Source organism: Actinomadura sp. J1-007, assembly GCF_009793335.1.
In the GTDB taxonomy this organism is placed as follows: Bacteria; Actinomycetota; Actinomycetes; order Streptosporangiales; family Streptosporangiaceae; genus Spirillospora; species Spirillospora yumaensis.
Map to the genome: position 1 here is coordinate 3,227,615 of NZ_WING01000001.1, position 24,900 is coordinate 3,252,514.

General features: G+C 73.1%; 27 protein-coding genes and 3 pseudogenes. 16 read left to right on the forward strand and 14 right to left on the reverse strand.

The features are described from left to right. Nucleotides 1–247 precede the first annotated feature (247 nt). From GEV43_RS14630 to GEV43_RS14640, 3 genes are all read left to right on the forward strand, one after another. Complete coding sequence (locus GEV43_RS14630) at nt 248–835, forward strand: TetR/AcrR family transcriptional regulator (RefSeq protein ID WP_160821166.1); 588 nt, start codon at nt 248–250, stop codon at nt 833–835. Next, nucleotides 832–1,347: a dihydrofolate reductase family protein gene (locus GEV43_RS14635; RefSeq protein ID WP_160821167.1), complete on the forward strand. Its 516-nt coding sequence runs from the start codon at nt 832–834 to the stop codon at nt 1,345–1,347. The genes GEV43_RS14630 and GEV43_RS14635 overlap by 4 nt, the downstream gene beginning before the upstream one ends. A gap of 84 nt (nt 1,348–1,431) precedes the next feature. After that, nucleotides 1,432–1,953, forward strand: coding sequence for an adenylyltransferase/cytidyltransferase family protein (locus GEV43_RS14640; RefSeq protein WP_160824528.1), 522 nt, complete (start codon nt 1,432–1,434; stop codon nt 1,951–1,953). 11 nt (nt 1,954–1,964) lie between these two features. Here GEV43_RS14640 and GEV43_RS14645 read toward each other — a convergent pair whose 3' ends face one another. After that, on the reverse strand, nt 1,965–2,573 hold the full coding sequence (locus GEV43_RS14645) for a helix-turn-helix domain-containing protein (RefSeq protein WP_175250059.1): 609 nt from the start codon (nt 2,571–2,573) through the stop codon (nt 1,965–1,967). An 82-nt stretch (nt 2,574–2,655) separates the two neighbouring features. On the opposite strand from GEV43_RS14645, the gene GEV43_RS14650 reads away from it, so the two are divergent. The 5 genes and pseudogenes from GEV43_RS14650 to GEV43_RS14670 all read left to right on the forward strand — a co-directional run bounded on the left by GEV43_RS14650 (nt 2,656) and on the right by GEV43_RS14670 (nt 7,056). Further along, the gene (locus GEV43_RS14650; protein ID WP_160821169.1) at nt 2,656–3,609 is read left to right on the forward strand and encodes an NAD(P)/FAD-dependent oxidoreductase; all 954 of its coding nucleotides are present in this window, start codon (nt 2,656–2,658) and stop codon (nt 3,607–3,609) included. Nucleotides 3,610–4,289: 680 nt separating this feature from the next. Beyond that, a complete protein-coding gene (locus GEV43_RS50225; protein WP_160821170.1) occupies nt 4,290–4,505 on the forward strand; it encodes a hypothetical protein in 216 nt (71 codons plus the stop codon). A 2-nt stretch (nt 4,506–4,507) separates the two neighbouring features. Further along, nucleotides 4,508–5,074 (forward strand): annotated as a pseudogene (locus tag GEV43_RS56115) (helix-turn-helix domain-containing protein); the annotation flags it as partial. A gap of 101 nt (nt 5,075–5,175) precedes the next feature. After that, nucleotides 5,176–6,027, forward strand: a complete 852-nt coding sequence (locus GEV43_RS14665) for a helix-turn-helix transcriptional regulator (protein WP_309239639.1) — start codon at nt 5,176–5,178, stop codon at nt 6,025–6,027. Nucleotides 6,028–6,351: 324 nt separating this feature from the next. Then, a complete protein-coding gene (locus GEV43_RS14670) occupies nt 6,352–7,056 on the forward strand; it encodes a S1 family peptidase (protein WP_160821171.1) in 705 nt (234 codons plus the stop codon). 82 nt (nt 7,057–7,138) lie between these two features. Here GEV43_RS14670 and GEV43_RS14675 read toward each other — a convergent pair. The 8 genes and pseudogenes from GEV43_RS14675 to GEV43_RS14705 form a co-directional block, all read right to left on the reverse strand. Continuing rightward, nucleotides 7,139–7,797, reverse strand: a pseudogene (locus GEV43_RS14675) (response regulator). After that, a pseudogene (locus GEV43_RS14680) lies at nt 7,794–8,959 on the reverse strand (sensor histidine kinase). Before GEV43_RS14680 ends, GEV43_RS14675 begins: the two co-directional pseudogenes overlap by 4 nt. Further along, nucleotides 8,956–9,789: a CPBP family intramembrane glutamic endopeptidase gene (locus tag GEV43_RS14685; protein ID WP_160821172.1), complete on the reverse strand. Its 834-nt coding sequence runs from the start codon at nt 9,787–9,789 to the stop codon at nt 8,956–8,958. The pseudogene GEV43_RS14680 and the gene GEV43_RS14685 overlap by 4 nt, the downstream one beginning before the upstream one ends. 210 nt (nt 9,790–9,999) lie before the next feature. Continuing rightward, nucleotides 10,000–10,302 (reverse strand): hypothetical protein, encoded by a 303-nt coding sequence (locus tag GEV43_RS50235; protein ID WP_241682911.1) that lies wholly within the window; start codon nt 10,300–10,302, stop codon nt 10,000–10,002. Continuing rightward, nucleotides 10,263–10,703, reverse strand: coding sequence for a hypothetical protein (locus GEV43_RS50240; RefSeq protein ID WP_241682912.1), 441 nt, complete (start codon nt 10,701–10,703; stop codon nt 10,263–10,265). Before GEV43_RS50240 ends, GEV43_RS50235 begins: the two co-directional genes overlap by 40 nt. A 57-nt stretch (nt 10,704–10,760) precedes the next feature. Further along, nucleotides 10,761–11,123, reverse strand: coding sequence for a hypothetical protein (locus GEV43_RS14695; protein ID WP_160821173.1), 363 nt, complete (start codon nt 11,121–11,123; stop codon nt 10,761–10,763). Nucleotides 11,124–11,321: 198 nt separating this feature from the next. After that, nucleotides 11,322–11,849, reverse strand: a complete 528-nt coding sequence (locus GEV43_RS14700; RefSeq protein ID WP_160821174.1) for a multidrug efflux MFS transporter — start codon at nt 11,847–11,849, stop codon at nt 11,322–11,324. Beyond that, nucleotides 11,846–12,871 (reverse strand): MFS transporter, encoded by a 1,026-nt coding sequence (locus GEV43_RS14705; protein ID WP_160821175.1) that lies wholly within the window; start codon nt 12,869–12,871, stop codon nt 11,846–11,848. The genes GEV43_RS14700 and GEV43_RS14705 overlap by 4 nt, the downstream gene beginning before the upstream one ends. A 108-nt stretch (nt 12,872–12,979) precedes the next feature. On the opposite strand from GEV43_RS14705, the gene GEV43_RS14710 reads away from it, so the two are divergent. Both GEV43_RS14710 and bla read left to right on the forward strand, forming a co-directional pair. Beyond that, nucleotides 12,980–13,624 carry a TetR/AcrR family transcriptional regulator C-terminal domain-containing protein gene (locus GEV43_RS14710; protein WP_160821176.1) on the forward strand — a complete coding sequence of 215 codons (645 nt, stop codon included), beginning with the start codon at nt 12,980–12,982 and terminating at the stop codon, nt 13,622–13,624. Nucleotides 13,625–13,755: 131 nt separating this feature from the next. Beyond that, complete coding sequence (gene bla / locus GEV43_RS14715) at nt 13,756–14,748, forward strand: class A beta-lactamase (RefSeq protein ID WP_160821177.1); 993 nt, start codon at nt 13,756–13,758, stop codon at nt 14,746–14,748. Nucleotides 14,749–14,784: 36 nt separating this feature from the next. Here bla and GEV43_RS14720 read toward each other — a convergent pair whose 3' ends face one another. Further along, nucleotides 14,785–15,594, reverse strand: a complete 810-nt coding sequence (locus GEV43_RS14720) for a helix-turn-helix domain-containing protein (protein ID WP_206681174.1) — start codon at nt 15,592–15,594, stop codon at nt 14,785–14,787. A 93-nt stretch (nt 15,595–15,687) separates the two neighbouring features. Here GEV43_RS14720 and GEV43_RS14725 point away from each other — a divergent pair, with 93 nt between their 5' ends. Then, nucleotides 15,688–16,095, forward strand: a complete 408-nt coding sequence (locus GEV43_RS14725; RefSeq protein WP_160821179.1) for a VOC family protein — start codon at nt 15,688–15,690, stop codon at nt 16,093–16,095. A 144-nt stretch (nt 16,096–16,239) separates the two neighbouring features. Here the strand turns inward: GEV43_RS14725 and GEV43_RS14730 are convergent, their stop codons facing one another. The 3 genes from GEV43_RS14730 to GEV43_RS14740 form a co-directional block, all read right to left on the reverse strand. Further along, nucleotides 16,240–16,812, reverse strand: a complete 573-nt coding sequence (locus GEV43_RS14730) for a glycoside hydrolase family 25 protein (RefSeq protein ID WP_160821180.1) — start codon at nt 16,810–16,812, stop codon at nt 16,240–16,242. A 131-nt stretch (nt 16,813–16,943) separates the two neighbouring features. Beyond that, nucleotides 16,944–17,687, reverse strand: coding sequence for an SDR family NAD(P)-dependent oxidoreductase (locus GEV43_RS14735; protein ID WP_160821181.1), 744 nt, complete (start codon nt 17,685–17,687; stop codon nt 16,944–16,946). Continuing rightward, entirely contained in the window at nt 17,684–18,001 is a 318-nt protein-coding gene (locus GEV43_RS14740) for a hypothetical protein (protein WP_160821182.1), read from the reverse strand. Before GEV43_RS14740 ends, GEV43_RS14735 begins: the two co-directional genes overlap by 4 nt. A 70-nt stretch (nt 18,002–18,071) precedes the next feature. On the opposite strand from GEV43_RS14740, the gene GEV43_RS14745 reads away from it, so the two are divergent. Beyond that, nucleotides 18,072–18,953, forward strand: coding sequence for a LysR family transcriptional regulator (locus GEV43_RS14745; protein WP_160821183.1), 882 nt, complete (start codon nt 18,072–18,074; stop codon nt 18,951–18,953). Between the two features lie 384 nt (nt 18,954–19,337). Here GEV43_RS14745 and GEV43_RS14750 read toward each other — a convergent pair whose 3' ends face one another. Next, nucleotides 19,338–19,907 (reverse strand): TetR/AcrR family transcriptional regulator, encoded by a 570-nt coding sequence (locus GEV43_RS14750; RefSeq protein ID WP_160821184.1) that lies wholly within the window; start codon nt 19,905–19,907, stop codon nt 19,338–19,340. 98 nt (nt 19,908–20,005) lie between these two features. Here GEV43_RS14750 and GEV43_RS14755 point away from each other — a divergent pair, with 98 nt between their 5' ends. The 4 genes from GEV43_RS14755 to GEV43_RS14775 all read left to right on the forward strand — a co-directional run bounded on the left by GEV43_RS14755 (nt 20,006) and on the right by GEV43_RS14775 (nt 24,895). Further along, a complete protein-coding gene (locus GEV43_RS14755; protein WP_160821185.1) occupies nt 20,006–21,253 on the forward strand; it encodes an MFS transporter in 1,248 nt (415 codons plus the stop codon). Nucleotides 21,254–21,348: 95 nt separating this feature from the next. Further along, the gene (locus tag GEV43_RS48065) at nt 21,349–23,457 is read left to right on the forward strand and encodes an alpha/beta fold hydrolase (RefSeq protein WP_206681175.1); all 2,109 of its coding nucleotides are present in this window, start codon (nt 21,349–21,351) and stop codon (nt 23,455–23,457) included. Beyond that, entirely contained in the window at nt 23,454–24,107 is a 654-nt protein-coding gene (locus GEV43_RS14770) for a response regulator transcription factor (protein WP_160821186.1), read from the forward strand. Before GEV43_RS48065 ends, GEV43_RS14770 begins: the two co-directional genes overlap by 4 nt. 155 nt (nt 24,108–24,262) lie before the next feature. Beyond that, complete coding sequence (locus GEV43_RS14775) at nt 24,263–24,895, forward strand: hypothetical protein (RefSeq protein WP_160821187.1); 633 nt, start codon at nt 24,263–24,265, stop codon at nt 24,893–24,895. Nucleotides 24,896–24,900: the final 5 nt, after the last annotated feature.

The following is a 24,900-nucleotide window of genomic DNA, read 5'->3' on the forward strand; positions in this document are numbered from 1 at the left end:
CGGGGGGTGGAGGCGGAGGGGTGGTCGGTGGCGGGGGCGGGGGTGGGGCTGGGTTCGTGGGCATGGGCGCCAAAGTGCCAGCGTGGGGGCGTCCGGTCTATGCGTCCGGCGACGGAGTGCCGAACGCGCGGACGCATTCTGCGCGCCCCGCGGGCGGGTTAGTAAATGGGCGTTCGTTTACTAATGGGCCCGGATGCGCTAGGTTTCCAAACGACCGTTCACAAACTGGGAGCCCACGGGAGGCGCGATGGCCCGGCCACGCACGACCAGCGACGAGGCTGTCCTCGCCGCGGCGGCGCGCGCGATCGGCGCGCACGGCACGGCCGCGCTCACCCTCGCGAAGGTCGCCGAGGAGGCGGGGCTGTCCCCGGCGACGCTCGTCCAGCGGTTCGGCTCCAAGCGCGGGCTGCTGCTCGCGGTCGCCCGGACCGCGGAGGGCGCCGCCGCGAGCGCGTTCGAACGGGCCCGCGCCGCGCACGGCTCCCCGCTCGCGGCCCTGCTCGCCGCGCTCGACTCGTTCGCCGCGCCGGTCCGCACCCCCGAGGAGATGGCCAACCACCTGGGATTCCTCCAGCTCGACCTGACCGACCCCGAGTTCCGCGACCTGGCGAGGGCGCAGGCCCGCCGGATCCACGGCGAGATCGCCCGGCTCGTCGGGGAGGCCGAGCGGGACGGCGAGCTCGCCGAGGGCCTGACCGCGCGTTCGGTCCAGGTCGCCTACAACGGCGCGCTCATCACCTGGGCCATCGACGGCTCCGGCACCCTCGCGGACGCCCTGCGCGCCGCGCTCACCCAACTCATCGACCCCTACCGGGCCAACGGGAGGCATCCGTGACGTTCATCGCATCGGTCTTCATCGGCGTCAGCCTCGACGGGTTCATCGCCCGCCGCGACGGCGACATCGAGTGGCTCACCTCGCGCGGGGAGAAGGCCGGGGAGTACGGCTACGACGCGTTCATCGCCGGCATCGACACCATCGTGATGGGGCGCGCGACGTACGAGACGGGGCTCACGTTCGGCGCCTGGCCGCACGAGGGGAAGAGGGTCGAGGTCCTCAGCAGGACGCTGGAGACCGGCGATCCGCGCGTCACCGTCCACCGCGACCTGGACGCGCTGATCGACCACCTCGACGCCACCGCCCGGCACGTCTACGTGGACGGAGGCCAGGTCATCAGGTCGTTCCTGCGCGCCGGGCGGGTGGACGATCTGACCATCTCGACCGTGCCCGTGCTGATCGGGTCGGGGCTGCCGCTGTTCGGCGAGCTGGAGCGCGACGTCGACCTGGAGCACCTCGGCACCGAGGTGTTCGGCGCGGGCCTCGTCCAGTCGAGGTACGCGGTGCGTTGACCTCGACCGAACCCGAGGTCCGATGATGGGGAGCGACGGTAGGTACCGTTGACCATGACCGAGGGAAGTGGGACGACGCCCGACATGAACTCCTCAGAACAGACCAGCGCCGGACTGGCCCTGGAGCTTCCGGACGGCGCGACCGCGCCGTCCGGGGCGACGATCGTCACCGGCGTGTTCGATCTGCTCCACGTCGGGCACGTCCGCTTCCTCGACGCGGCGCGCGCCCAAGGCCACCCGCTCGTGGTCGGCGTCGAGGACGACGCGCGCACCCGCGCCTGGAAGGGCCCCGGCAGGCCGTACCAGACCGAGGCCGAACGGGCCGAGATCCTCGCGGCGCTGCGGTCCGTGGACGGGGTCTTCATCGTGCACGGCGCGCTCGACGTCGTCGACTGGCGCGCGTACGCCGACCTGTTCGCGCCGCTGCGCCCGGCGGCCCTCGCCTACACCGCCGAGGACCCGCACGGCGCGGGCAAGCGCGAGGCCGCCGCCGTGCTCGGCGCGGAGGTGTGGGAGCTCCCCGCCATCCCGGGCCGCTCCACCACCCGCATCGCCACACTCGCCGAGACCCGCGCCGTCGGCGCGACCCCCGGCTACCCCACCTGAGCCCCGGACGGTCAGCCGCCGGACGGCTTTCCGGAACGGGGCCTGGCGCGGACGTGGATCCGTTCCCCCTGGCGCCCGAACAGGCTGAGCACCTCGACGGGCCCGTCCCCGGTCGTCCCGAACCAGTGCGGCATCCGCGTGTCGAACTCGGCGGCCTCGCCCGGCCCTAGCACCAGGTCGTGCTCGGCGAGGACGAGCCGCAGGCGGCCCGACAGCACGTACAGCCACTCGTAGCCCTCGTGCGTGCAGGGGTCGGGCGTGCTGCGCGACGCCGGCAGCACCATCTTGAACGTCTGCAACGGGCCGGGCTGCCGGGTCAGGGGCAGCACGACGTTGCCGTGCAGGCGCTGCGGCGCGAGGCGGACGCGGGGATCGCCGACCTCGGGGGCGCCGACCAGCTCGTCCAGCGGGACCTGGTGGGCCTGCGCGAGGGGCAGCAGCAGCTCCAGGCTGGGGCGGCGCTGGCCCGACTCCAGCCGTGACAGGGTGCTCTTGGAGATGCCCGTGGCCTCGGACAGGGCCGCCAGCGTGACGCCGCGCTCGGTGCGCAGGCGCTTCAGGCGGGGGCCGACCTCGGTCAGGGCGCGGGCGATGGCGGGTGCGTTGTCCACGCCGGCCATTCCACCCGTTTGTCCCAATATTGGCAACAAAAGTTGCCGGTCTGGGGACGGGCCGCGCATCCTGCCGGTGGAGGTGATCGCCATGAGCGATGTGAAGGACACCGAGCGGGACCCGGTGTACGACGTGGTGGTGGTCGGCGGAGGCGCGGCCGGGCTGAACGCGGCGCTGGTGCTCGGCCGGGCCCGGCGCCGGGTGGCGGTCGTCGACGCGGGCGAGCCCCGCAACGCCCCGGCGGCCCACATGCAGGGCTTCCTGTCGCGCGACGGGATGTCCCCGGCCGCGCTGCTGGAGGTCGGCCGGACCGAGATCGCCGGGTACGGGGTCAGCCTGATCAAGGCGAGGGTCGAGCACATCGACCACGGCTTCTACGTGCGCCTGGTCGGCGGGGCCGTCCTGCGGGCCCGCCGCGTCATCGTCACCACCGGACTGCGCGACGAGCTGCCCGACATCCCGGGCGTCCGCGAGCGCTGGGGCCGGGACCTGCTGCACTGCCCGTACTGCCACGGGTACGAGGTCCGCGACCGCAAGCTCGGGGTGCTCGGCACGCACCCGGGCTCGGTCCACCACGCGCTGCTGCTGCGGCAGTGGTCCGACGACGTCGTCTTCTTCCCGCACACGCTGGAGGTGGACGACGCCGACCGGGAGCGGATCGCCGCCCGCGGCGTGCGGATCTTCGACGGGACGATCAAGCAGCTGGTGGTGGACGGCGACCGGCTGCGCGCCGTCGAACTGGCCGAGGGACGGGTCGTCCCGCGCGACGCCGCGTTCGTGTTCCCGCGCATGGTGCCGAACGACGGCCTGCTCACCGGCCTCGGCTGCGCGACCGGCGAGGACGGCCGGGTGGTCACCGACGCGACGGGCCGTACCAGCGTGTCCGGCGTCTGGGCCGCCGGGAACGTCGCCGACCCGCGCGCGCAGGTCGTCACCGCGGCCGGGATGGGCTCGGCCGCCGCCATCGCCCTCAACCACGACCTGCTAGACGAGGAGGTCGACCGAGCCCTGGAGGAGCACCGCGCCCTCGCCACCCTGCGCTGATCGCGCCCCCGGCCCGGCCGCCGTACCGCGCCGCGGTGCCCCACGGATCCCGGCCCGCCGTGCCTCTCCCCTGAGCACGGCGGGCCGGACCTCCGCTTTTTCGTGGCTCGAACGGCACGCCGGGGCGCCGCACTGGAAGGAGGCGAACGGCGGGCCGGGGGTGTCGCGTTCGAAGGGTCGCGTCGGGGCCTCCCGCGGCAACGGGAGGCCCCCGCTCGATCGGTCCCGCCCGAGCCATCAGACGGTGATCGGCCTCTCCAAGCAAAGTCCGGACGCGGCCTGTCCGGCAACCCCGCGCCGCCCTGAGGCCGCCCTGCCCGGGGCGGCGTTCCGCCGTGCCGGGCGCTGACCTGCGCGGACAGCGGTCCGGCGGGCGGCGCGCATTGTTCCGGGTTCGCCGGGCGGCCCGGTCGTTCATGCTCTGCACGCACGTTTGGCCTGTTTGACCGCGCGATTCGCGAACAACGAGCCCTTGACACGGCCGTTCCCCGCGGATATGCGCGCTGGTTTTGTGAACAATATGGGGAGGCATAACGCTTCCCGTTCCGCGCGCCGTCCGCGACGATGATGCGTGAAACGGGAGATGCCCGGCCTTTCGCGGCGGCAACCGCGCGGGGCCATCCGAGGTCCGTCGCCCGTTCAGCGAATTTCCGCCCGAGCCATGACAGACAGGAACCCCGGTGTCCCTTTCCCTTGCCTGCCGGCCTCCGGCCTCGCTGCCCCTTTCCGGGGAGCGGCCGGTCATCACGGTGACGATCCTGCTGATGGTCGTCCTGCTCGTCCTGCGCGGGACCGACCCGCACGAGGCCGCCTGCGTCGCGGCCTGCGCGTGCGCCGCCGCGGCCGAACTCGCGGCCCTGCTCGCGAACGCCGCCGTCCGCGCGCCGCGTGGCTGACGATGCCGCGGCAGGAGAAACCCCTCGATCCGTCCGCCGGTCCGGTGGCGGCCTTCGCCCTCGCGCTCCGCACCCTCCGGGAGAAGGCCGGAAAGCCCACCTATCGCGCGATGGCCGCACGGTGCCACTACAGCTATTCCATTCTCTCCGAGGCCGCGGGCGGCAGGGATTTCCCGACCTGGCCGGTGACCAGCGCCTATGTCGAGGTCTGCGGCGGGGAGCTGCGGGAATGGCGCGAACGCTGGCGGGAGACCGCCGCCGCATTGGGACGTCCCGACGGCGACGACAGGGAAAGGCCGCCGCCCGAGAAAGGGCGGGTCGAGACGCCGCCCCGGCCGTCCCTCAGCGCGGACCCGTCCCGGGCGCGCACGCTGCGCGAGCTGATGGACGAGCTCGACCGGCTGCGCGAACAGGCGGGGCTGAGCCTGCGCCGCCTGGTCGAGCTCTCCCGCCGCGACCCCGAGAACGGGATCCTGGCCCGCACCACCGTCTCGGAGTACCTGCGCGCCGAACGGCAGCCGCGCCCGCAGGACGTCACGCGCATCGCGCAGCTCTGCGGGGCGACCCACCACGAGCTGCGGGTCTGGGCCCGCGCCTGCCACCGCGTCCTGGCCCCGAGAGCTCGAACGTCCGGCCGGAGGCGGGCTCGCCGTGGCGCGCCGGGCCGACCGTGGCGCGGCTGCGGCTCGGCGCGCGGCTGCGCGTCCACCGCGAGGCGAGCGGCATCGCCCGCCACGAGGCCGGGTACCGGATCCGTTCCTCCGACTCCAAGATCAGCCGGATGGAGCTCGGCCGGGTCGGTTTCAAGGAGCGCGACATCTCCGACCTGCTCACCCTCTACGGCGTGACCGACCAGGACGAGCGCGCCGCCCTGCTCCGCCTGGCGGAGGACGCCAACACCCTCGGCTGGTGGGCGCCGTACGCCGAGGCCCTGCCGAGCTCGTTCGAGCCGTACCTCGGGCTGGAGGACGCGGCGTCGCTCATCCGCGTGTACGAGGCGATGGCCGTGCCGGACCTCCTCCAGACCGAGGAGTACGCCGACGCCGCGGTCCGCCTGCGCGACCCGCGCGCGCCCGAGGACCGGGTCCGCCTCCAGGTCGAGCTGCGGATGGCCCGGCAGGAACGCCTCGCCCGTCCGGGCGGTCCCCGCGTCTGGGCCGTCCTGGACGAGGCCGTCCTGCACCGCTGGGTCGGCGGCGAGGCGGTGACGCGCCGCCAGATCGAGCACCTGGCCGCGCTCGCCGAACGGCCGGAGACGACGGTCCAGATCCTGCCGCTCAGCCGTCCCGTCCACGGCGGGCCGAACGGCCGCTTCACCGTGCTGCGCTTCGACCAGGACGAGTTGCCCGACGTGGTCTACATCGAGCAGCTCGCCAGCGCGGTCCACGTCGAGAAGGCGGGCGACCTCAGCCGCTACCTGCTGGTGCTCGACAGGCTGTGCGTCGCCGCGTCCGCCCCGAGCGACACCGCGCGCGTCCTGCGCGACTTTCTCAGCCGGCCGGGCGTCCCTTCAGGAGGCTAGGCGACCGGCGCGGCCGCCTCCACCGAGGAGGCGGCCGCGCCACCGCGGAACGCCGAGCCGTACCCACCAGCCTGGGAGTCGCCCCTACCCTGGCCGCGCAGCGACGCGCTCGTATCAGCCATAACGGTCACGCCCCAGCCACCGCCCTGACCGGCGGCGCTCCACAAGGACGCCGCACCTTCGGCTGACCGACCTTTCCACTCCCCGGCAGTTGATATACGGCCGCCGGCAACCTTGGCACTTTCCTCCCCTTGCCGGAGCCCCGCGTCTTCCGCACCATCCGGGAAAGCCAACAACCTTGGCTCCGATCCCGCAGGAGACCCCGTGAGACTCCGCGTAGCCGCGATCGCCACGAGCATCGCCGCCCTCCTGATCGGCCTGGCCCCCGCCGCGTCCGCGTCCCCGCCCGCTTCCACGGCCCCGGCCGCGTCCGCGCCGTCGTCCGCGGCCGTGCCGATGCTGGAGGGCGGCCGCGCGGTCTACGCCCCCGGCGGCGTCCGCTGCGCGCTCGGCTTCAACGTGCGCAAGGCCGACGCCTACTACTTCCTCACCGGGGGCCGCTGCGCCAAGACCGGCCTGACGATCTACGCCGACTCGGCCCTGACCGTCCCGCTCGGCACCGTGGTGGCGGTCGCCAAGATCTCCACCGCGCTCGTCCGCTACTTCGACCCCGGGATCGAACGGCCCGGCAGCGTGTACCTGTACCCCGGCTCCCAGGACATCGTGCACGCGGGCTACCCGTCCGTCGGCCAGCGGATCTGCCGCAGCGGCCCCCTCACCGGCGTGCGCTGCGGCACCGTGACGGCGACCAACCTCACCATCAACTTCCCCGAGGGCACGATCAACGGCGTCGCGAGGACGAACATCTGCATCGACCCGCCCGAACTCCCCGGCGCCCCCTACTTCGCCGGCACCATGGCCGTCGGCCTGGAACTGGGCTCCGGCGGCTCGTGCAGCACCGGCGGCGGAGCGTCCTACTTCCAACCCGTCCCCGAGATCCTCAACACCTTCGGCCTCACCGTCTACTGACCCCTCCGGACTCCCCCGAACGCGCGCGAGCGCGTTCGGGCACCGGGTCGGGGCCGGGGTCGGGAGCGGGGCCGGACGGAGGTCAGGTGGCCAGGCCGTTGCGGTAGGCGTAGACGACGGCCTGGACGCGGTCGCGGAGGTCGAGCTTGGTGAGGATGCGCGAGACGTAGGTCTTGACGGTCTCGTGGCTGATCACCAGGGTCGCGGCGATCTCGCTGTTGGACAGGCCGTTGGCGATGAGGCGCAGCACCTCCAGCTCGCGGGGGTCAGCGCGGGGTCGTCCGGGGTGCCCTTGGCGGGACGGATCCGGGCCGCGTACCGGCCGACGAGCTGCCGCGTCACCTCGGGCGCCAGCAGCGCGGCGCCGGTCGCGACGGTGCGGATGCCGTGCAGGAGCTGCGCCGGCGGGGCGTCCTTGAGCAGGAACCCGCTGGCTCCCGCGCGCAGCGCCTCGTAGACGTACTCGTCGAGGTTGAACGTCGTCACCACGAGCACCTTGACGGGGTCGGCCACCCCCGCGCCCGCCAGGAGGCGGGTCGCCTCGATGCCGTCGAGCACCGGCATCCGCACGTCCATCACCACCATGTCGGGCTTCAGCCTGCGGGCGAGGTCGACGGCGGCGCGCCCGTCACCGCACTCGCCCACCACTTCCAGGTCGGGCTGGGCGTCGATGATCGTGGAGAAGCCGGTGCGGATCAGCGCCTGGTCGTCGCAGACCAGGACCCGTACGGGCGCGTTCACGACCGGCTCCCCGAGGGGATGCGCGCCCGTACGGCGAACCCGCCGTCCGGCCGTTCCTCCGCGGCGAACTCGCCGCCGAGCGCCTCGACCCGCTCGCGGAGCCCGGCGAGCCCCCGCCCGCTCCCGCCGGGGACCCGCTGCGCGAGCCGGGGCCGTCGTTGCCGACCTCCACGGTGATCTCCTTTTCGCGATGGCGCACCCGGACCGACGTTCGGCTGCCGTGCGCGTACTTGAGGGCGTTGGTCAGAGCCTCCTGGACGACCCGGTAGGCCACGAACTCGGCGCTGCCGGCCGGTTCCGCGGGCTCGCCGTCCTCGGTGAGCTCCACCGGCTGCCCGGCGCGGCGCGTCTGCTCGACGAGCGTCCTCAGGTCGGTGACGGACGGCGTCCTGGCGTCGGTCCCGTGGCCGGTGCCGTGGTCGGGGTTGAGCAGGTCGAGCAGGTGCCGCAGGTCGGTGATGGCCCGCCGCCCGGTGTCGGTGACCGCGCTCAGCGTCTCGTCGAGGCGGTCGGGGGCGGCGGTCAGGTAGCGCGCCGCCTCCGCCTGGACGACCATCGCCGTCACGTGGTGGGTCACGACGTCGTGGAGCTCGCGGGCGATGCGGGAACGTTCGGCGGCGCGGGACTCCTCGGCGACGCGGCGGCGGCGCTCGGCCTCGGCGGCGCGGGCGGAGCGCAGCCGCACCCCGATGCACCACACCGCGACGACCGCCAGGTAGAACGTCACGAACCCTTCCAGCCCCTCGGACGAGCCGAGCCGGTCGAGCGCGACGGCCAGCGGCACGTACGCCGCCGACAGGAGGACCACGGTGGCGCGCCGGTGGCGTTCCAGATGCAGGCCCGCGCTCACCAGCGCCAGGGCCAGCGCGGAGCCGCCGAACGTGTGGTAGGCGCGGAGCTGGTCGAGGGCGAAGCCCGCCACGACCAGGACGAGGCTGGCGGCCGGCCACCGCCGGCGGACGGCGAGCGGGAGGCATTCCAGCGCGACGGCCACGACGGCCAGCGCGTCGAACGGGCGGACCGGCAGGTCGCCGACCTCCGTCCCGTGGCCGTAGAACGGCGGCAGGAGCGACACGGCGGCCAGCCCCACCGCGAGCGGGAGGTCCTGGACCGTGGGGTCCCGCCGCCGCCACAGGCCGGCGAGCCTCCGAAGATCGTTCACTGGGCGAGGGTAGTGGTCGCGGCGGACCGGACGGGGCGGCGGCGGCCGACCAGGTGGCCCCGCCGGCGGGCCAGCCACATGAACGCGACCGTCAGCGCCACGCCGGCCCCCACCGCGTACAGGCTCGCCTCCGGGCCGAAGTCGCCGCCGCTGACCAGCGCCGGGCCCGAGGTCGCGCCGTCCAGCAGGCCCTTGGTGTCGCCGTTGCCGGAGACCTCGCTGCCGAAGATGCCCGCCTGGGCGAAGTTCCAGCCGAAATGCAGGCCGATCGGCACCCACAGGGTGCGGGTGGCGGCGTACGCGGCGGCGAGCATGCCCCCGGCCTCGAACGCGATGGCGATCGCGCCCCACAGGCTGGCGTGCGGGTTGGCCAGGTGCGACAGGCCGAACACCAGGCCGGTCAGCGAGAGCGCCACCCACGTGCCGACGCGTTCCTCGACGATCCGGAACAGGACGCCGCGGAACAGCAGCTCCTCCGTCACCGCGGCGGCGGCCATGAAGCCCACCAGCCCGAGCGCGCCCGCCGCCGAGCCGTAGCCGTCGACCCGGTAGCCGCCGAGGAAGGCGATGTTCACGATGACGAACAGGAACATCCCGACGCCGATCAGCATCCCCCGCCCCACCGCGGCGCCGGCGCCCTCCACGGCCACCTCCGCCGGCGCGCGGCGCTCGGTCCGCCGCACCACCCAGGCGTACACGACCGGCGCGAGGACGGCCGCGGCCAGCCCCAGCACGAAGGTGAGCAACGGGTTCCCGTCCACCGCGGCGACGGCCTGGCCGCCGACGAACGCGACCGCCGCGACGGCCAGGAACTGCTTGAGCAAACGCATGACGACCCCTTCGAGAGCCCGCGGTCCGAGCGCCGCGGCCATCTCGAACGCTAGGGATCGGACGGCCCCGCGATCTTCCCCGCGCAGAGGACATTCGCGGGTAGCTCGCACGGGGGACGGCCCCGCGCGGAAGGCGGCGAAGGCCCGTACGCCACGGCGCCGCCCCCCTCTCGCGCGGCGATGAGGGGGGCGGCGCGGGGCCGTTCGCGGTCAGCGGCCGCGGGCCTCGGCGGCGGTCTTCAGCTCGCTCAGCCAGCCCTTGAGGCCCTGGCCGAGGATCTCGGTCGCGAGCGGCACGTTGGAGTCGACCTGCTCACCTCGGTGCGTCTCTTCGGTGGACACGAGGACGCCTCCCCTGACCTTGGTGAAGTTCCAGACGTGGACGCCGTCGATGTGCAGTCCCGTACCGATCGCGGGGCCCGTCCACCGGATGCAGGAGCCGTGCTTGAGCTGCCTGACGGTCGAGGTGATCGTCAGCGTGCCGGCCGGAGTGGTGGGGGTGGGCGGCGCCATGGTCGTCCACCGGAACGCCGAGCCCTTCCGGAAGCGGCCGTGGTCGAGGCGTTCGATGGTGTCGACGGGGACTGCCAGGCCGGCCAGCGCTCCACGTCGGTCTGCAACCTCCAGATGGTCTTCAACGGGGCGTTGATCACGGTCTGGGTCCTGTAGCGGACGCGGGCGTTCGGGTCCACGCCTTCGCCGCGGCAGGTGAGGGACTTGCCGTGACGCGACGCGGCCCCGACGGACGTGGCGGCCTCGGCGGACGTGGCGGCCCCGGCGGAGGTGGCGGCCTCGGCGGTCTTGGCGGACGCGGTGGCGGCCCCGGCGGGTGCGGCGACGGCGCTCAGGACACCGAGGGCGAGCGGGACGGTCAGCAGGGCGGTGCGGGCGGTGGTGCTGCGGATCGCGGACATGGCGTTCCCCTTGTCAGTGGATGGTGCGCGTTGCGGGAGTGGCGGTGTGAGCGCGCGTCAGCGCACCGGAAGGCGCCGCCGCCCGGCCCGGTGGATGGCGAAGACGAACGCGGCGGACGCGGCGACGATCAGTCCGACGAACGCGGGGTGGATGTCCTTGGACAGGCTCTCCGCGCCGTCGGGCCGCACCCGCCAGATGACGAGCGGGACGGCGTACGCGGCGGCCGCGAGCACGGCCGTCCACCGGACCGTCCGGTCGCGGGCGCCGCGGAGCGCGCCGACCAGCGCGATCACGACCGGGACGACCGCCAGCAGGGCGAACTGTCCGACGACCATGACGGGGACGGCCCAGGCGGAGACGGTCACGGTCCGCGGAACGCGCCGGTCCGCGCGGACGGGTGTCGTGGAGGTGGTGGTCATGGCGTTCCCTTCGTCCGTCTGCGCGCCCGGCTCCGGACCGGCCCCGCATTCGCACTTCGCTAGAGGCTTTGGTGTTCGTTAGAAGTTATAACGGCTAGAGCGCGCAGAGGTCAATAGGGTTCGCGATAGCTTCTAACTAAACCTTCAGTACCTAGCGCAACGGGCAAGCCCGGCCGGGCCGCGTCCGGACGGTCCGCGTCATGACCGGTGGTCGGCGTGGGTTCGTTCCCTGGCCGGGGTCCTCGGCGGGGCGGCGGTCGTTCCCGAACGGCGGGACGGGCGCGGGAACAGCGTCACGAGCAGCGCGATCCCGCACACCCCCGCCGCGACGAGCGCGGTCGTGTGCATGGCGCTGAGGAACGCCGGACCGGCGGCCTTCACGGCCGCGGGATCGCCCGTGGCCAGCGCAGAGGCGAGCGATTCGGAAGCCGTTCGGCGGACGCCCGCCGGGGCGCCGGAGAGACGGTCGTGCATCATGCCCGCGTACCGGGACCACAGGATCGAGCCGAGGACCGCGACGCCGAGCGCGCTGCCGAGCTGGCGCAGCGTGTTCAGCAGCGCCGACCCCGCCCCGGCCCGTTCGATGGGCACCGAGGCGGAGGCCAGGGTGGTGGCGGGCGCGAGGACGAGCGCGAAGCCGAGTTGCAGAGCGAACGCGTCCGCGACGAACCAGCCGGGCCCGGTGTGGACGCCCAGCCCGGCGACGCAGGCGAACGCCGCGGTCATGAGGACGATCCCCGCGCTGATCGTCGCCCGCGCTCCGAACCGTTCCGTCGCGTTCCGGGACAGCGGGCCCCGACCATCAGTCCGACCGACAGGGGGATGAGGAGCAGGCCCGTCTGCAACGGCGAGTAGCCGCGCAGGATTTGCAGGTAGAACGTCGTGAAGTACAGGTAGCCGAAGACGACGAACGAGCCGACGGTCAGCGCCACCACGGCGGCGGTGAACGAGGCGTGCTTGAAGAGGCCGACGTCCAGGAGCGGTTCGCGGTGGCGCGCCTCGGCCAGTGCGAGCCCCGCCAGGACGACGATGCCCACGACCGCGGGCAGCCAGGTCCCGAGGTAGGCCCAGCCGTCGTCGGTCGCGTGGACGACTCCGAACACGAGCAGGCCGATCCCCGCCAGCGACCCGGCGACGGGCATCACGCGCAGTTCCCCGGCGCCGCTCGCCGGGATCGCGGGAATCCACGCCCAGGTCGCCGCGAGCCCGAGGAGCGCGAGCAGGGCGACGATCTCCAGCACCGAGCCCCACCACATGCCCGCGCTCAGCAGCGCGCCGCCGAGCAGCGGCCCGAGCGAGATCGACAGGCCGGAGGCGGCGGCCCACGACGCGATGGCCCGCGCGCGCTTCTCCGCCGGGAAGATCCGCAGGATGACCGCGAGGGTGGTCGGCATGATCGTGGCGGCGGCCACGCCCATCAGCGCGCGCAGGATGATGATCGCCATGGGCGAGTCGAGGAACCCGGCCACCGCCGTCGTCACGGCGAACGCCGCCGTTCCCCAGGCGAGAAGGCGCTTGAGGCCGAACCTGTCGCCCGCGTTGCCCGCCACCAGCAGGAAGCCCGCGAAGGTGAGCGTGTAGGCGTTCAGGAACCACTGCTGCTCGGTGTTGCTCGCGCCGAGGTCGTCCTGCATGGTCGGGAGCGCCACGTTGAGGATCGTGCTGCCCAGCAGGACCGCCGAGACCGTCAGCGTGAGCGCGAACAGCGCCAGGACCGGCCGCACCGTTGTCTGCCTCGCCTCCGTCATCGCGAACCCTCCCGTCCGTGAACGGCCGCGCTCGCGTTCCTGGCTCTCTTCCATGCCAAGCCTCTCTATCAGTGACCAAGAATAATGCCGTTCAGATATACTTGGTCAGTGACCAAGAAGCAAGCCGCCGACCGCGCGAAGGTCGGGATCACGCTCGCCCAGGTGGTCGGCGCGGCGTTCGACGTACTGGACAGGGGCGGTGTCGCCAAGCTCTCCACGCGGGCGATCGCGGCCGAGCTCGGGGTCAGCATGAACACCGTCATGTGGCACATCCGCACCAAGGAACGGCTCCTGGACGCGATGGCCGAGGCCGTCCTCGGCGAGGTGGACCTCGACGGGCTGCCGGGGAGGTGGGACGACCAGGCGGCCGAGCTGCTGGGACGGCTGCGCCGCGCGATGCTCGGGCACCGCGACGGCGCCCGGATCGTCGCGGGCACGTTCCCCGCGGAACCGCGGACCCTGGCGTTCACCGACCGCCTGATGACCGCCCTCCTGGAAGGCTGCCCCACCGGCAGGACGGCCGCGTGGACGGCCTGGAACCTCTTCTACTTCACCCTCGGCCTCGTCCAGGAGGAGCAGGCCGAGCCCACCGGCCAGCGCGACCGCCTGCGCGCGTACGTGAGCGGGCAGCGGTTCCCCGGGCTGGTCCCGGCGCTGGACGACCTCATGTCCGTCGACTTCGAGGGACGGTTCCGGTTCGGGATCCGGCAGATCCTGCACGCCGCCTCGACCATGCCGGCACCCGAACGCTGACCATCTGCGATATGTATTTAATAATCGTTCATCCGGCCATATCAATATTGGACACAAATGGCCCGGGTCTGGTGGGCTGTCCCGCGTTCGAAGTTCGTTGAACGACGAGGACAGGAACGAGGAGCCCGAGCATGCGCGAATCCGAGCGCCGACGGCCGTGGCGGAGGCTGGGCACGGCAACGCTGGCGGCCTCCCTGCTGCTGGGCGCGGCCGCCTGCGGCACCGACGCGGCGGAAAGCGGGGCGGCGCTGCGTGGCAACGCGCAGGCGCTGACGGTCGCCGTTCCCAAGTCGGACGTGTCGTCCCAGCGGGCCGAGGTCACCAAGCAACTGCGCGCACTGGAGGCGTCCTACCGGGGACGCATCGGCGCGTACGCGATCGACACCGCCACCGGCAGGACCTTCGGCCACCGATCGCACGAACGTTTCCCGAGCAATTCCACCTTCAAGGCGATCCTGTGCGGAGCCGTCCTCAACAAGGCGCGCACGGCCGACCCGGGCCTGATGGAACGGACACTCCATTGGACCCGGGAAGAGGTCGTGAAGCAGAACTCCCCGGTCGCCGGCCTTGAAGAGAACATCAAGAACGGGCTGACCACGGCGCGACTGTGCCACGCGGCCATCACCCTCAGCGACAACACGGCCGCCAACGTGCTGCTCAAGCAGATCGGCGGCCCCGCCGGAATGACGCGCTACTACCGTTCCCTCGGCGATCCGGTCGGACGGCTCGACCGTTTCGAGCCCGAGCTCAACGAATGGCAGCCGGGCGAGAAGCGCGACACCATCAGGCCCGCTTTCATGGCCCATAGCCTCGCCGAACTCACCGTGGGCAACGCCCTCGTTCCCGCGGACCGCCGGCAGCTCATCGACTGGATGAAGGCCAGCTCCACCGGCGGCGCGCGCATCCGCGCCGGACTGCCAGGCTGGACCGTCGGCGACAAGACGGGGACCGGCGGCGGGAAGTACGCCAACGCCAGCGACATCGCGATCGCCTGGCCGCCGTCCGGCGCGCCGGTGATCATCACCGTCTACACCAACCGCGACGGCGACCACCCCGAGATCGACGACGGCGTCATCGCCAGGACCGCGACCCTGCTGGCCCGCGGCCTCGGCAGAACCCCCTGACCGCGCGCGAGGCCGGGACGAGCGCCCGGCCTCGCGTCAGCCGACCCGTACCCGCCGTTCGCCCAACCGCCCGAACGCCGCCGCCGTCGCATCCGACTCGGCCTGGTACACCACCAACTCCTGGCCCGGCGCACCGTTCACGGTGAACGCCGAGAACAGGATGGACAGGTCGCCGACCACCGGATGGCGCAGGCGCTTGCCGTCCTGGGTCTTGGCCTTGACGTCGTGGCGGGCCCACAGGGCGGCGAACTCCGGACTGCGCGCCGACAGATCCGCGACGACCTCGCCGATGCGTTCCGACCGCGGATCATGCCCGTACGCGGCGCGGAGCTCCGCCACGCACGAGTGCGCCGCCCGCTCCCAGTCCCGGTAGAACTCCCGTCCGGCCGGGTCCGCGAACACCATGCGGGCCAGGTTGTCGGCGGGCTCGAACCCCTCGTACAGCGCGGCGGCCGGCGCGTTGCACGCCAGAACGTCCAAGGCGGGCCCCAGAACGAACGCGGGACAGGCCGTCCAGCCGTCCATCAACCTCAGCAGCTGAGGGCTGACACCGGCGTCCGGCGTCCGACGCGCCTCCGGCGCCTGGACCAGGCGCCGCAGATGCTCGGCGGGCTCCGCGTCCAGCCGCAGCGCGTCCGCCACGGCCGCCACCACCTGGGGCGACGGGTTGGCCTCGCGCCCCTGCTCCAGACGCACGTAGTAGTCGGTGCTCATCCCGGCGAGCATCGCCACCTCTTCGCGCCGCAGCCCCTTGACCCGCCGCCGCCCGTACTCGGCGAGCCCGACGTCCCGCGGCCTGAGCCGCTCCCGCCGAGCACGCAGAAAGTCCCCCAACGGAGTACCCACCCCCAAACCCTAAACGACCAATTTGTCCGCTTCCGCCCCCAGGACCCCCGCGCCCCACCCGACCCCCAAGGCAGCCTTGGGATACTCGCCGCCATGAGCCCAGCCGTGCGGTACCTCATGATCGACTGTGTCGGCAACCCCCACTCGCTGGCGGTGTTCTGGGGTGAGGCGCTCGGCCGTCCCGTCCAAGGCTCGGCCGAAGGCAGCTTCATCGAACTGCACGAAGGTGAACCAGGTCTCTCCCTGTTCTTCCGGCAAGGCTCCGAACCACGGCCGGCCAAGGGCCGACTGCATCTGCATCTCAACCCCGTCGATGGGACCCTCGCCGCCGAGGTCGACCGCCTCACCGGACTGGGCGCCACGCTCGTCAGCAGCCACCCGCGCGGCTCAGAACTCGGCTGGGTGGTGCTGACGGACCCCGAAGGGAACGAGTTCCGCGTCGACTCCAGTGATGCTGAAGTCGCGGCCTTCCTGGAACGGCAGCGCATGTCCGGAGGGTGATGCGGCCGCCCCGCCGCCGCGAGCCGGGGGAACGGGTAAGTTCGGGCGGCTGCGCTGGTCGGTCGGGGCGGCTGGGGCTCGGGAGAACGGCCTTCCCGGGTGCGCGCCCATCGGTCGCCCAGGTGGGTGGCGCGGACGGGACGGCTATTTGCGGGCGGCCCACTTCTTCATGTCATTGCGGGTTTTGAATTTGGCGACGTTCTTGTCCAGCGGGTGGGAGGTGTACTGGTGGATGAGCCATTCGTCGTGGATGAGCGGATGCCCGGCCTTGCGGTAGTCGGCGATCCAGAGCCCGTCGGCGTGGTAGTCGCCGGTGCTCTTGCGGGTCCACAGGTCGCGGTTGCAGTACAGGACGATCCGGTGCTTCGGCCGTAGCTTCTTGACCGTGCGCAGGAACTTGTCCTTCTGCGCGCTGGTCGCGCGCCGCCCTTTGGGGTCGGTCTCCCAGTCGAGGGCCAGGAAGTCGCCGTCCTCGGCGCCGCAGTGCGCGACGAAGTAGCGGGCCTGGGCGACGATGCGGGCGGGGCGCAGGCCCCGGCGGCCGTGCAGGAAGTGATAGAAGCCCACCACGCACCCGGCGCGGCGGGCCCGCGCGACCTGCTGGGCGCGCTCGGGGTTCTTGTAGGAGCGGCCCTCGGTCGCCTTGACGATGACGAAGTCCAGCCCTTCGGTGTCGAAGGAGGGCTCGTAGGACGCCACGTCGATGCCGTGCAGCATGACAGCCCTTTCGCGTTTGTACCGACCCCTCGCATCGGGATTCCCCACCGTCCCGGCCGCCCACCTGCCATCGGGCTACAAACCCGTTCATCCAGGCCAGACCGGTCAACGTTCTCCCGCCCCGCCGCCCTTCACGCTCGCCGTCCGCCGTCGATCGACATCGCGATCCCGGTGACGTAGGACGCCGCGTCCGAGCAGAGCCAGACCGCGGCGGCCGCGACCTCCTCCGGCGCGGCCAGCCGGCCGAGCGGCGTGATCGCCTCCTGCCGCGCGATCAGGTCCGGGTCGTCCGCCCACCTCTCGAACCCCGGAGTACGGGTCGGGCCGGGGCAGACGGCGTTGACGCGGATGCCGTCCGGCGCGTAGTCGACCGCGGCGACCTTGGTGAGCCCGACGATGCCGTGCTTGGCGGCCACATAGGCAGGGGCGTGCGGGATCGCGTACAGGCCGCCGTTGGAGGCGATGTTGACGATGGACCCACCGCCTCCGAGCTGAGGCAGCTCGTACTTCATGCACAGGAACGTCCCGGCCAGGTTGACGCGGACCACGCGCTCGAACTCGTCCAGCGACATCCGGTCGAGTTTGCGGCGCGAGGACATGCCCGCGTTGTTGACGGCGAAGTCCAGGCCGCCGAACGCCGTGACCGTGCGCTCGACGGCCGCCCGTACGGAGCGTTCGTCGGCGATGTCGACGGGGACGCTCAGCGCCTCCCCGCCGTCCTTGGCGATCATCTCGGCGGTCTCGGCCGCCGTGTCCCCGTCGAGGTCGAGCGCGGCGACCGCGGCGCCGCTCCGGGCGAGCGCCAGGGCCGTCGCGCGGCCGATCCCGCTGCCCGCGCCGGTGACCAGTCCCGCCTTCCGGGCGGCGCCGCTCATGCCAGCGCCTCGTGGTTGGCCCAGGCGACCTTGTACGGGTGCCGCGCCTGCCAGCGCTTGATGACCTCGTGCAGAGCGGGCTCGGCGAACGCCTTCGCCAGCGCGCCGGTGTCGGCCACGGCGATCTGCACGATCGCGGTCGCGATCAGCGCCGGAACGGCCTCCTCCCCGGGAACGGGGAGGTGCCGCCGTGCCACGACCGACTGCGCGAGACCGGTGGCGAACATGGCTCGTTCGATGTCTTCCAGGTATTGGTCGAGCTCGGCGTCGGGCAGGGGACGTTCGAACGAAACAATCATCGTGTGCTGGATCATGTGTCGATTCTCGGCGGTGCACGCCACCCGAGTCCAAGATCCGTTGGATCTCCGCTGATAACCTGGAGGCATGGTCGAACTGGAGACCCGCGAGATCGCGTACTTCCTCGCCGTCGCCGACGAGCTGCACTTCGGCCGGGCCGCGGTCCGGCTCTCGATCGCGCAGCCGGCGCTGTCGAAGGCGATCCGGCGGATCGAGACGCGGCTCGGCGTCCAGCTGTTCGTCCGCTCCAGCCGCCGCGTCGAGCTCACCCCGGCCGGGCACGCGCTGCGCGAGCACGGACGGCACGCGCTCAACGCGGTCGGCGCCGCCGTCCGCAACACCCGGCACGCCGCCGACCCCCACGCCCACCTGCGACTCGTGATCAAACCCGGCGGCGATGCCGGCCTGCTGTCGAAGCTCCTGGCCGAGTACGCCCACCAGCCCGACGCCCGCCGGGTGGACATCCTGTTCAGCGGCCCCGCCGACCGCACCGATTTCCTGCGCGACGGCCGCGCCGACGTCGGCCTGCTCTACGCGCCGTTCGACGATCTGGACGGCCTTGACCACGAGACGCTCCACACCGAGGACCGCGTGGTCGTCGTCCCGTCCGGCCACCGGCTGGCCGAGCGCCCGTCAGCGCGGACGGCCGACCTGGAGGGCGAGACGCTCCCGCGCTGGAAGGGGATTACCGGAGGCGACGGCACCGGCCCCGAGGTCGCCGACGTGGTCCAGCTCCTGCAAATGATCACACTGCGCAGGATGGTCGGCGTGCTGCCCCGCTCGCTGGTCGAACCCCTCCCGCCCGGCCTAATCGCCGTCCCGGTGACCGACGCCCCGCCCAGCCGCCTCGTCCTCGCCTGGAACGAGCAGGACCGCCGCCCCCTGGTCGCCTCCTTCGTATCCGCCGCCCTCGACCTCACCCACACCACCGAGACCACCGACACCGCCCGTCCTTCGACGCGCCTCTAGCCACCTCGCGCACCGGAACGAGCCCGACAGCCAGGCACCGCCGCACGCCGTTCGCCGTTCGCCTCGTTCCCGGCCGCCCCCCAGCGCCACCGACGAGACCAGCGGGACCGCCGGCATCGCCCGTCCCTCGACCCGCCTGTAGCCGCCGCTCGCGCCGGAACGAGCCCGACAGCCAGGCACCGCCGCACGCCGTTCGCCGTTCGCCTCGTTCGCGGCCGCTCCCGACGCCACCGGCGAGACCAGCGGGACCACCGACACCGCCCGCCCCTCGCCAAGCCTGTAGCTCCAGCACGGGCATCCGGCGTCTTGCGTCGGAGCAGGTCCGGTGATCAGGGTCGGTGGTCGGTCGGGCCTCCGCCGCCGGGCCCTGGTGGGGCAGGGGTGTCAGGCGGGGAGCAGGGTGGAGATCAGGGTGCGGGCCCATTCGGGGGTGAGGGGCTGGTCGGTGAAGACGGCCCGGTAGTAGAGGGGGGCGAGTACGGCGTCCGTCGTGCGTTCGAGGCTGGGGGGCTCGTTGCCGCGGGCCCGTTCCCGGTCGAGCATGGCTTCGAGCTGCTGCTGGCGTTCCCCCCGGCAGGCGGCGGCGCCCTGCTCCCCGCCGGTGCCGATGGTGGCGCGGACCAGGGCGAGAGTGTCGGGGTCGCTGAGGTCCTTGGCGAGGTCGCAGGCGTAGCGTTCCAGGTCGCCGCGCAGGCTCCCGGTGTCCGGCACCACGATGTCGCCGGAGAAGCGGCTGGTCGTGACGTCGGCGAGCAGGTCCCCGACCGAGCCCCAGCGGCGGTAGACCGTGGTGGCGTGCACGCCCGCGCGGGCGGCCACGACCGGGATCGTCAGCGGTTCGGCGCCCTCGTCGGTGAGCAGTTCCTGGACGGCCCGGTGGACGGCCGCGCGGACTCGGGCGGAGCGGCCGCCGGGCCTGCTGCCGGCCTGGAGCCGGGCGGAAGTCGTGGCCATGTCCCCAGTATTGCATTGATCGCTGCCTTTTTAGTGCAGTGATCGCTGCGTTTGTGCTACCGTCGGGTCTCTAACGCAACGATCACTGCGAGGTTTCCATGCGTGATGAACCTGCCGTCATCGACGCGCCACCGGCCGGTGGCGCGCGGGGCGGCCCGCGGAAGGCCGCCTTCGCCCGCGTGGCCGCCGTCTTCGTCCTCTTCCTGGCCGCGTCCAGCGCACCGTCCCCGCTGTACGCGCTCTACCAGCGCCAATGGCACTTCACGGCCTGGGTGCTGACCGTCGTCTTCGCCCTCTACGTGGTCGGCCTGCTGGGCTCGCTGCTGGTCGTCGGAGCCCTGTCGGACCATCTCGGCAGGCGGCCGGTGCTCGCCGCGGCGATCGGGCTGGAGGCGGTCGCGCTCGTCCTGTTCCTGGTCGCGGGGAACGTGTTCGTCCTGTCCCTCGCCCGGGTGCTCCAGGGCATCGCGACCGGGGCGGCGACGACCACCCTGAGCGCCACTCTCGTCGATCTCGAACCGTCCCGCGGCCGGGCGGGCGTCGTCACCGCGGTGTCGCCGCTGTCCGGGCTCGCTCTCGGCGCTCTCGGGACCGGTCTGCTGGTGGAGTTCGGCCCCGCCCCGACCCGGCTGATCTACGCGCTGCTGCTCGGCGGGATGGCGCTGGCGGCGGTGGTCGTGGCACTCCTGCCGGAGACGTCGCGACGCCGGCCGGGGGCCCTCGCCTCCCTGCGCCCCCGGGTCGCGATGCCCGCGCACCTGCGCGCGGACATCGTCCCGGTGGTGCCCGCGATGATCGCCAGTTGGGCCCTGGCCGGGATGTACCTCTCGCTCGGCCCGTCCGTGGCGGCCGGGCTGCTCGGCCTGCACAACCGCCTGGCCGGCGGCCTCGTCGTGATGCTGCTGGCGGGCACGGGAGCGGTCGCGGTCTTCCTGCTGCGCTCGCGTCCCGCGTCCTCGCTGCTCGCCCCCTCGTCCGCCGTGCTCGGGCTCGGCACCCTGATCACGCTCGCCGGGACGGTCGAGGACCTCGTCTGGCTCGCCGCCGCCGGCACCGTCGTCGCGGGCCTCGGCGTCGGCGCGTCGGTGCTGGCGACGTTCGGCACGTTCGCCCGGATCGCCGAGCCGCACGAGCGCAGCGCGGTCTTCGCCCTGGCCAACGTCATCAGCTACCTGGGCAACAGCGTGCCCGCCGTGCTCGGCGGGATCGCCGTCACCGTCCTCGGGCTCAGGACCGCCACCGAGATCTACGCGCTGGCGATCGCGGCGATCACCCTCTGCGCCCTCGCCCTGCGCCTGAACCAGGTACGGGCCGAGCGCCGCGCCGTCCCGGCCACGTGCGGCTGAGGCGCCGGCCCGACGGCCACCGGCCCGACCCGCTACCGGCCCGACCGGCCTTTCCGAACGCGGCACTTTTCCCGAACGCGGCACAAGGAGACACCATGGCGAGCACGACCAGGAACGTCCGTGAGGTTCGGCGATCGGGCCACACGACGATCCGCTACACCGCCGCCGGCCCCGCGGAGGGCCCGGTCCTGGCGCTCGTCCACGGCTGGGGGTGCGACCGCGGCGACTTCGACCCGGTGATCGACCATCTGCCCGGGGACCGCCGCGTCCTGGCGATCGACCTCGCCGAGCACGGCGAGTCGCGCTCGACCCGGGACGTGTGGACGATCGAGGAGTTCGCCCGCGACGTGGCCGCCGTACTGGAGGCCGAGTCGGCGCGCACGGCGGTCGTGGCCGGGCACTCCCTCGGCGGCGCGGTCGCCGTCGAGGCCGGCCGCCTGCTCCCCGGCACCGTCTCGCACGTGGTCGCCCTCGACGCGCTGCACTACCTGTCCCTGTTCCCGGCGCTCAGCGACGAGCAGACCGAGGCGACGCTGCGCGCGTTCCGCGAGGACTTCCCCGGGGCGGTCCGGGGCCTGGTGGAGGGCGGATCGCCGGCAGAGACCGACCCGGCCCTGAAGGACGCGTACTTCAAGAAGATGGCCGCGGTCCGGCAACCCGCGGGCCTGCGCTCCATCGAGGGCCTGGTGCGCTGGGACATGGACGCGGCGCTGCGCGAGGCCAAGCAGCCGATCACCGTGTTCGCGATCCGCGACCTGGTGGCCTCGGAAGCGATCGACCGCTACCGGGACCGCCTCGACATCGTCCTCGTGGACCTGGGCAGCCACCACTTCCCGGCCGAGTCCCCGAAGCCACGGCAGGACTCCTGGCGAGCCTCGGAACGCGCTAGACCGCCCCGTCCACAATCCCTCGTGCGAGCGAGGCGGGAATGCCCGTTACGTCGCGATACTTGGGGGATGTCGCATTGGTTCCGTGGTTCCGGTCTCCTCGGGCGGCCCTGGCCGCGGCCGCGGTCACGGTCACGGTCGTGGCCGCGGCTCTGGCCGCGGTCGCGGGCGGACGGCGTGGACGTGCTGGTCGCCGCCGCGGTCGCCGTCCCGGTGTTCGTGCCGTTCGCCACGGCGCCGGAGGTGACGCCGCTCGGCGTGGTGTTCAGCCTCGGCACGGTCGTGCCGCTGGTGTGGCGGCGGCGGGCGCCGTTCGCGGTCGCGCTGGTCGTGGCGGCGTTCGCCATGGGGGTGTCGCTGCACCACCGGCCGGGCCAGATGTTGCAGTACGGCGCGCTGGTGGCCGTCTACACCCTCGCCGACCTGGGACGGCACCGCTGGCAGCGCTGGGGCTTCATCGGCGCGCTGGCCGCCTCGACCCCGCCCGGCGCGCTGCTCGTCAAGGACAACGACGCGGGCGAGTTCATGTTCACGCTGCTGCTGCCCGTGACGGCGTTCCTGCTCGGCACGCTGGCGCGGACCGCGCGGGAGCGGTCGAACGCCCTGGTGGAACGATCCGCGCAGCTCGAACGCGAACGCGAGGCGCTCGAACGCGAACGCGAGGCCGAGGCCGCGCGGGCGGCGGCGGAGGAACGGGCCCGCATCGCCCGGGACATGCACGACGTGCTCGCCCACGCGGTCAGCATCATGGTCGTCCAGGCCGAGGCCGGTCCGGTGGTCGTCCACACCGACCCGGCCCAGGCCGAACGGGCCTTCGACGCGATCGCCGACGCGGGCCGGGACGCGATGGCCCAGCTCCGCCGCATGCTGGGCATCCTGAAGGAGGAGCAGGACCACGGCGTACGCGCGCCCCAGCCGACCATCGACGCGCTGCCCGACCTGGTCGAGCACGTCGGCCGGACGGGGGTCCGGGTGGGGCTCGCGGTCGAGGGCGTACGGCGCGGCCTGCCCCCCGACGCCGACCTGGCGGCGTACCGCATCGTCCAGGAGGCGCTCACCAACACGGTGAAGCACGCCGACGCGCGGACGGCGCGGGTGCTGCTCCGCTGGACCGACCACGAACTGGAGATCACGGTGACCGACGACGGGCACGGCCACGAGGAGAGGGATCCGGGCTGGCGGCGGGGCGGCGACGGTCTCGTCGGCATCCGCGAACGCGCCGCCGCCTGCGGCGGCACGGCCGAGACCGGACCGCTCCCGGACGGCGGGTTCCGGGTCTTCGCGCGGCTGCCGTACGCCGAGGCGGTGGCCGCGTGATCCGGGTGGTGCTGGCCGACGACCAGGAGCTCGTCCGCAGCGGCTTCGCGATGATCCTGGACGCGCAGCCCGACATCGAGGTGGCGGGCGAGGCGGGCGACGGCGCCGCCGCGATCGCCGCCGTGCGCGAGCACGACCCCGACGTCGTGCTGCTCGACATCCGCATGCCGGGCGTGGACGGCATCGAGGCCGCGAAGGTCGTGTGCGCCGAGACCCGCGCCCGCGCGATCATGCTCACCACGTTCGACCAGGACGACTACGTCTACGACGCGCTCTACGCGGGCGCGAGCGGGTTCCTGCTCAAGGACGTGCGCCGCGACGACCTCGTGCACGCCGTCCGCGTGGTGGCGGCGGGGGAGTCGCTGCTCGCGCCCACCGTCACCCGCCGCCTCATCTCCGACCTCACCCGCACCCGCCCGCGCTCCGGCGCGACCGCCTCCGACCGCCTGTCGGTGCTGACCGAGCGGGAGCGCGAGACCCTGCGCCTGCTCGGCCGCGGGCTGTCGAACGCGGAGATCGCCGCGGCCATGGTCGTCAGCGAGCACACCGTGAAGACCCACGTGAGCAACGTCCTCGCCAAGCTCGGCATCCGCGACCGCGTCCAGGCCGTGATCGCCGCGTACGAGACCAGGCTGATCGAGCCCTCCTGAGGGGCGGCTCCGTCGCGCGGGGAGTCGCGCCGCCGTTCTCCCCCGCGCCACCGATGCCCGAAGACCGCTCGCGGCGGCGATCCGCCCGGCCGCGGGCTCCCGGAAGATCGAGAACGTAAGAACGCAGGTCTCGAAGAACTCCGGGAGAACCGCTCATGACCAGGATCGCCTTCCATCTCGCCCCCGCCCTCATGCTCGCCTACGGCGCCGTCCGGTTCATCGACGGCCGGGACGGGCAGCACGGGCCGGGACCCGCCTGGACGGTGGGCCATCTGCTCTTCCTCGGCTCCCTCCTGCTGTACGGCGGGGTGATCGCGGGCCTGTACGGCCGGATCCGCGCCGCGGCGGGCGGCACCGCCCGCCGGGCCGCGGCGGGCGTCCTGGCCGCGGTCGCCGCGTTCGGGCTGGTGCTGTTCGTCCGCGTCGCGATCGTCGACATCGTCGTCGGCCTGAAGGCCGCGGACGCCGCCGAGAAGAGCGTGCTCGCCGACCGGTACGCCGACGTCCCCGCCGTGCTCCCCCAAGCGCTGTACGAGATCGGCCCGGTGTTCTTCATGCTCGGGCTGCTCGCGCTGCTCATCCAGTTCGCGGTCATCACGCCTGGACGGAAGGCGGCGGCTGCGCTGAGCCCCGTTCTGGCCGCCGTCGGCTTCGTCGCGATCACGGCCAACCTGGACCTGCTCCCGGCCGGTGCGGTGGCGATCTGGCTCGCGTTCTTCCTGGCCACCCGCGAGCAGCGTCCGTCCACCCCCGCGCGCACCGCGACCACCGCCCGCGTCGCGGCCTGACCCGA

Excerpts from the sequence above, each read along its gene's own strand:
- GEV43_RS14700 (WP_160821174.1), bottom strand. The coding sequence starts at position 11,849 with ATGACCGCGGCGTTCGCCTGCGTCGCCGGGCTGGGCGTCCACACCGGG.
- GEV43_RS14775 (WP_160821187.1), top strand. The coding sequence starts at position 24,263 with ATGACCAGGATCGCCTTCCATCTCGCCCCCGCCCTCATGCTCGCCTAC.
- GEV43_RS14650 (WP_160821169.1), top strand. The coding sequence starts at position 2,656 with ATGAGCGATGTGAAGGACACCGAGCGGGACCCGGTGTACGACGTGGTG.
- GEV43_RS14725 (WP_160821179.1), top strand. The coding sequence starts at position 15,688 with ATGAGCCCAGCCGTGCGGTACCTCATGATCGACTGTGTCGGCAACCCC.
- GEV43_RS14730 (WP_160821180.1), bottom strand. The coding sequence starts at position 16,812 with ATGCTGCACGGCATCGACGTGGCGTCCTACGAGCCCTCCTTCGACACC.
- GEV43_RS14695 (WP_160821173.1), bottom strand. The coding sequence starts at position 11,123 with ATGACCACCACCTCCACGACACCCGTCCGCGCGGACCGGCGCGTTCCG.
- GEV43_RS14755 (WP_160821185.1), top strand. The coding sequence starts at position 20,006 with ATGCGTGATGAACCTGCCGTCATCGACGCGCCACCGGCCGGTGGCGCG.
- GEV43_RS50240 (WP_241682912.1), bottom strand. The coding sequence starts at position 10,703 with ATGTCCGCGATCCGCAGCACCACCGCCCGCACCGCCCTGCTGACCGTC.
- GEV43_RS50235 (WP_241682911.1), bottom strand. The coding sequence starts at position 10,302 with ATGGCGCCGCCCACCCCCACCACTCCGGCCGGCACGCTGACGATCACC.
- bla (WP_160821177.1), top strand. The coding sequence starts at position 13,756 with ATGCGCGAATCCGAGCGCCGACGGCCGTGGCGGAGGCTGGGCACGGCA.
- GEV43_RS48065 (WP_206681175.1), top strand. The coding sequence starts at position 21,349 with ATGGCGAGCACGACCAGGAACGTCCGTGAGGTTCGGCGATCGGGCCAC.
- GEV43_RS14685 (WP_160821172.1), bottom strand. The coding sequence starts at position 9,789 with ATGCGTTTGCTCAAGCAGTTCCTGGCCGTCGCGGCGGTCGCGTTCGTC.
- GEV43_RS14740 (WP_160821182.1), bottom strand. The coding sequence starts at position 18,001 with ATGATCCAGCACACGATGATTGTTTCGTTCGAACGTCCCCTGCCCGAC.
- GEV43_RS14630 (WP_160821166.1), top strand. The coding sequence starts at position 248 with ATGGCCCGGCCACGCACGACCAGCGACGAGGCTGTCCTCGCCGCGGCG.
- GEV43_RS14750 (WP_160821184.1), bottom strand. The coding sequence starts at position 19,907 with ATGGCCACGACTTCCGCCCGGCTCCAGGCCGGCAGCAGGCCCGGCGGC.
- GEV43_RS14735 (WP_160821181.1), bottom strand. The coding sequence starts at position 17,687 with ATGAGCGGCGCCGCCCGGAAGGCGGGACTGGTCACCGGCGCGGGCAGC.
- GEV43_RS14645 (WP_175250059.1), bottom strand. The coding sequence starts at position 2,573 with ATGGCCGGCGTGGACAACGCACCCGCCATCGCCCGCGCCCTGACCGAG.
- GEV43_RS14745 (WP_160821183.1), top strand. The coding sequence starts at position 18,072 with ATGGTCGAACTGGAGACCCGCGAGATCGCGTACTTCCTCGCCGTCGCC.
- GEV43_RS14705 (WP_160821175.1), bottom strand. The coding sequence starts at position 12,871 with ATGACGGAGGCGAGGCAGACAACGGTGCGGCCGGTCCTGGCGCTGTTC.
- GEV43_RS14640 (WP_160824528.1), top strand. The coding sequence starts at position 1,432 with ATGAACTCCTCAGAACAGACCAGCGCCGGACTGGCCCTGGAGCTTCCG.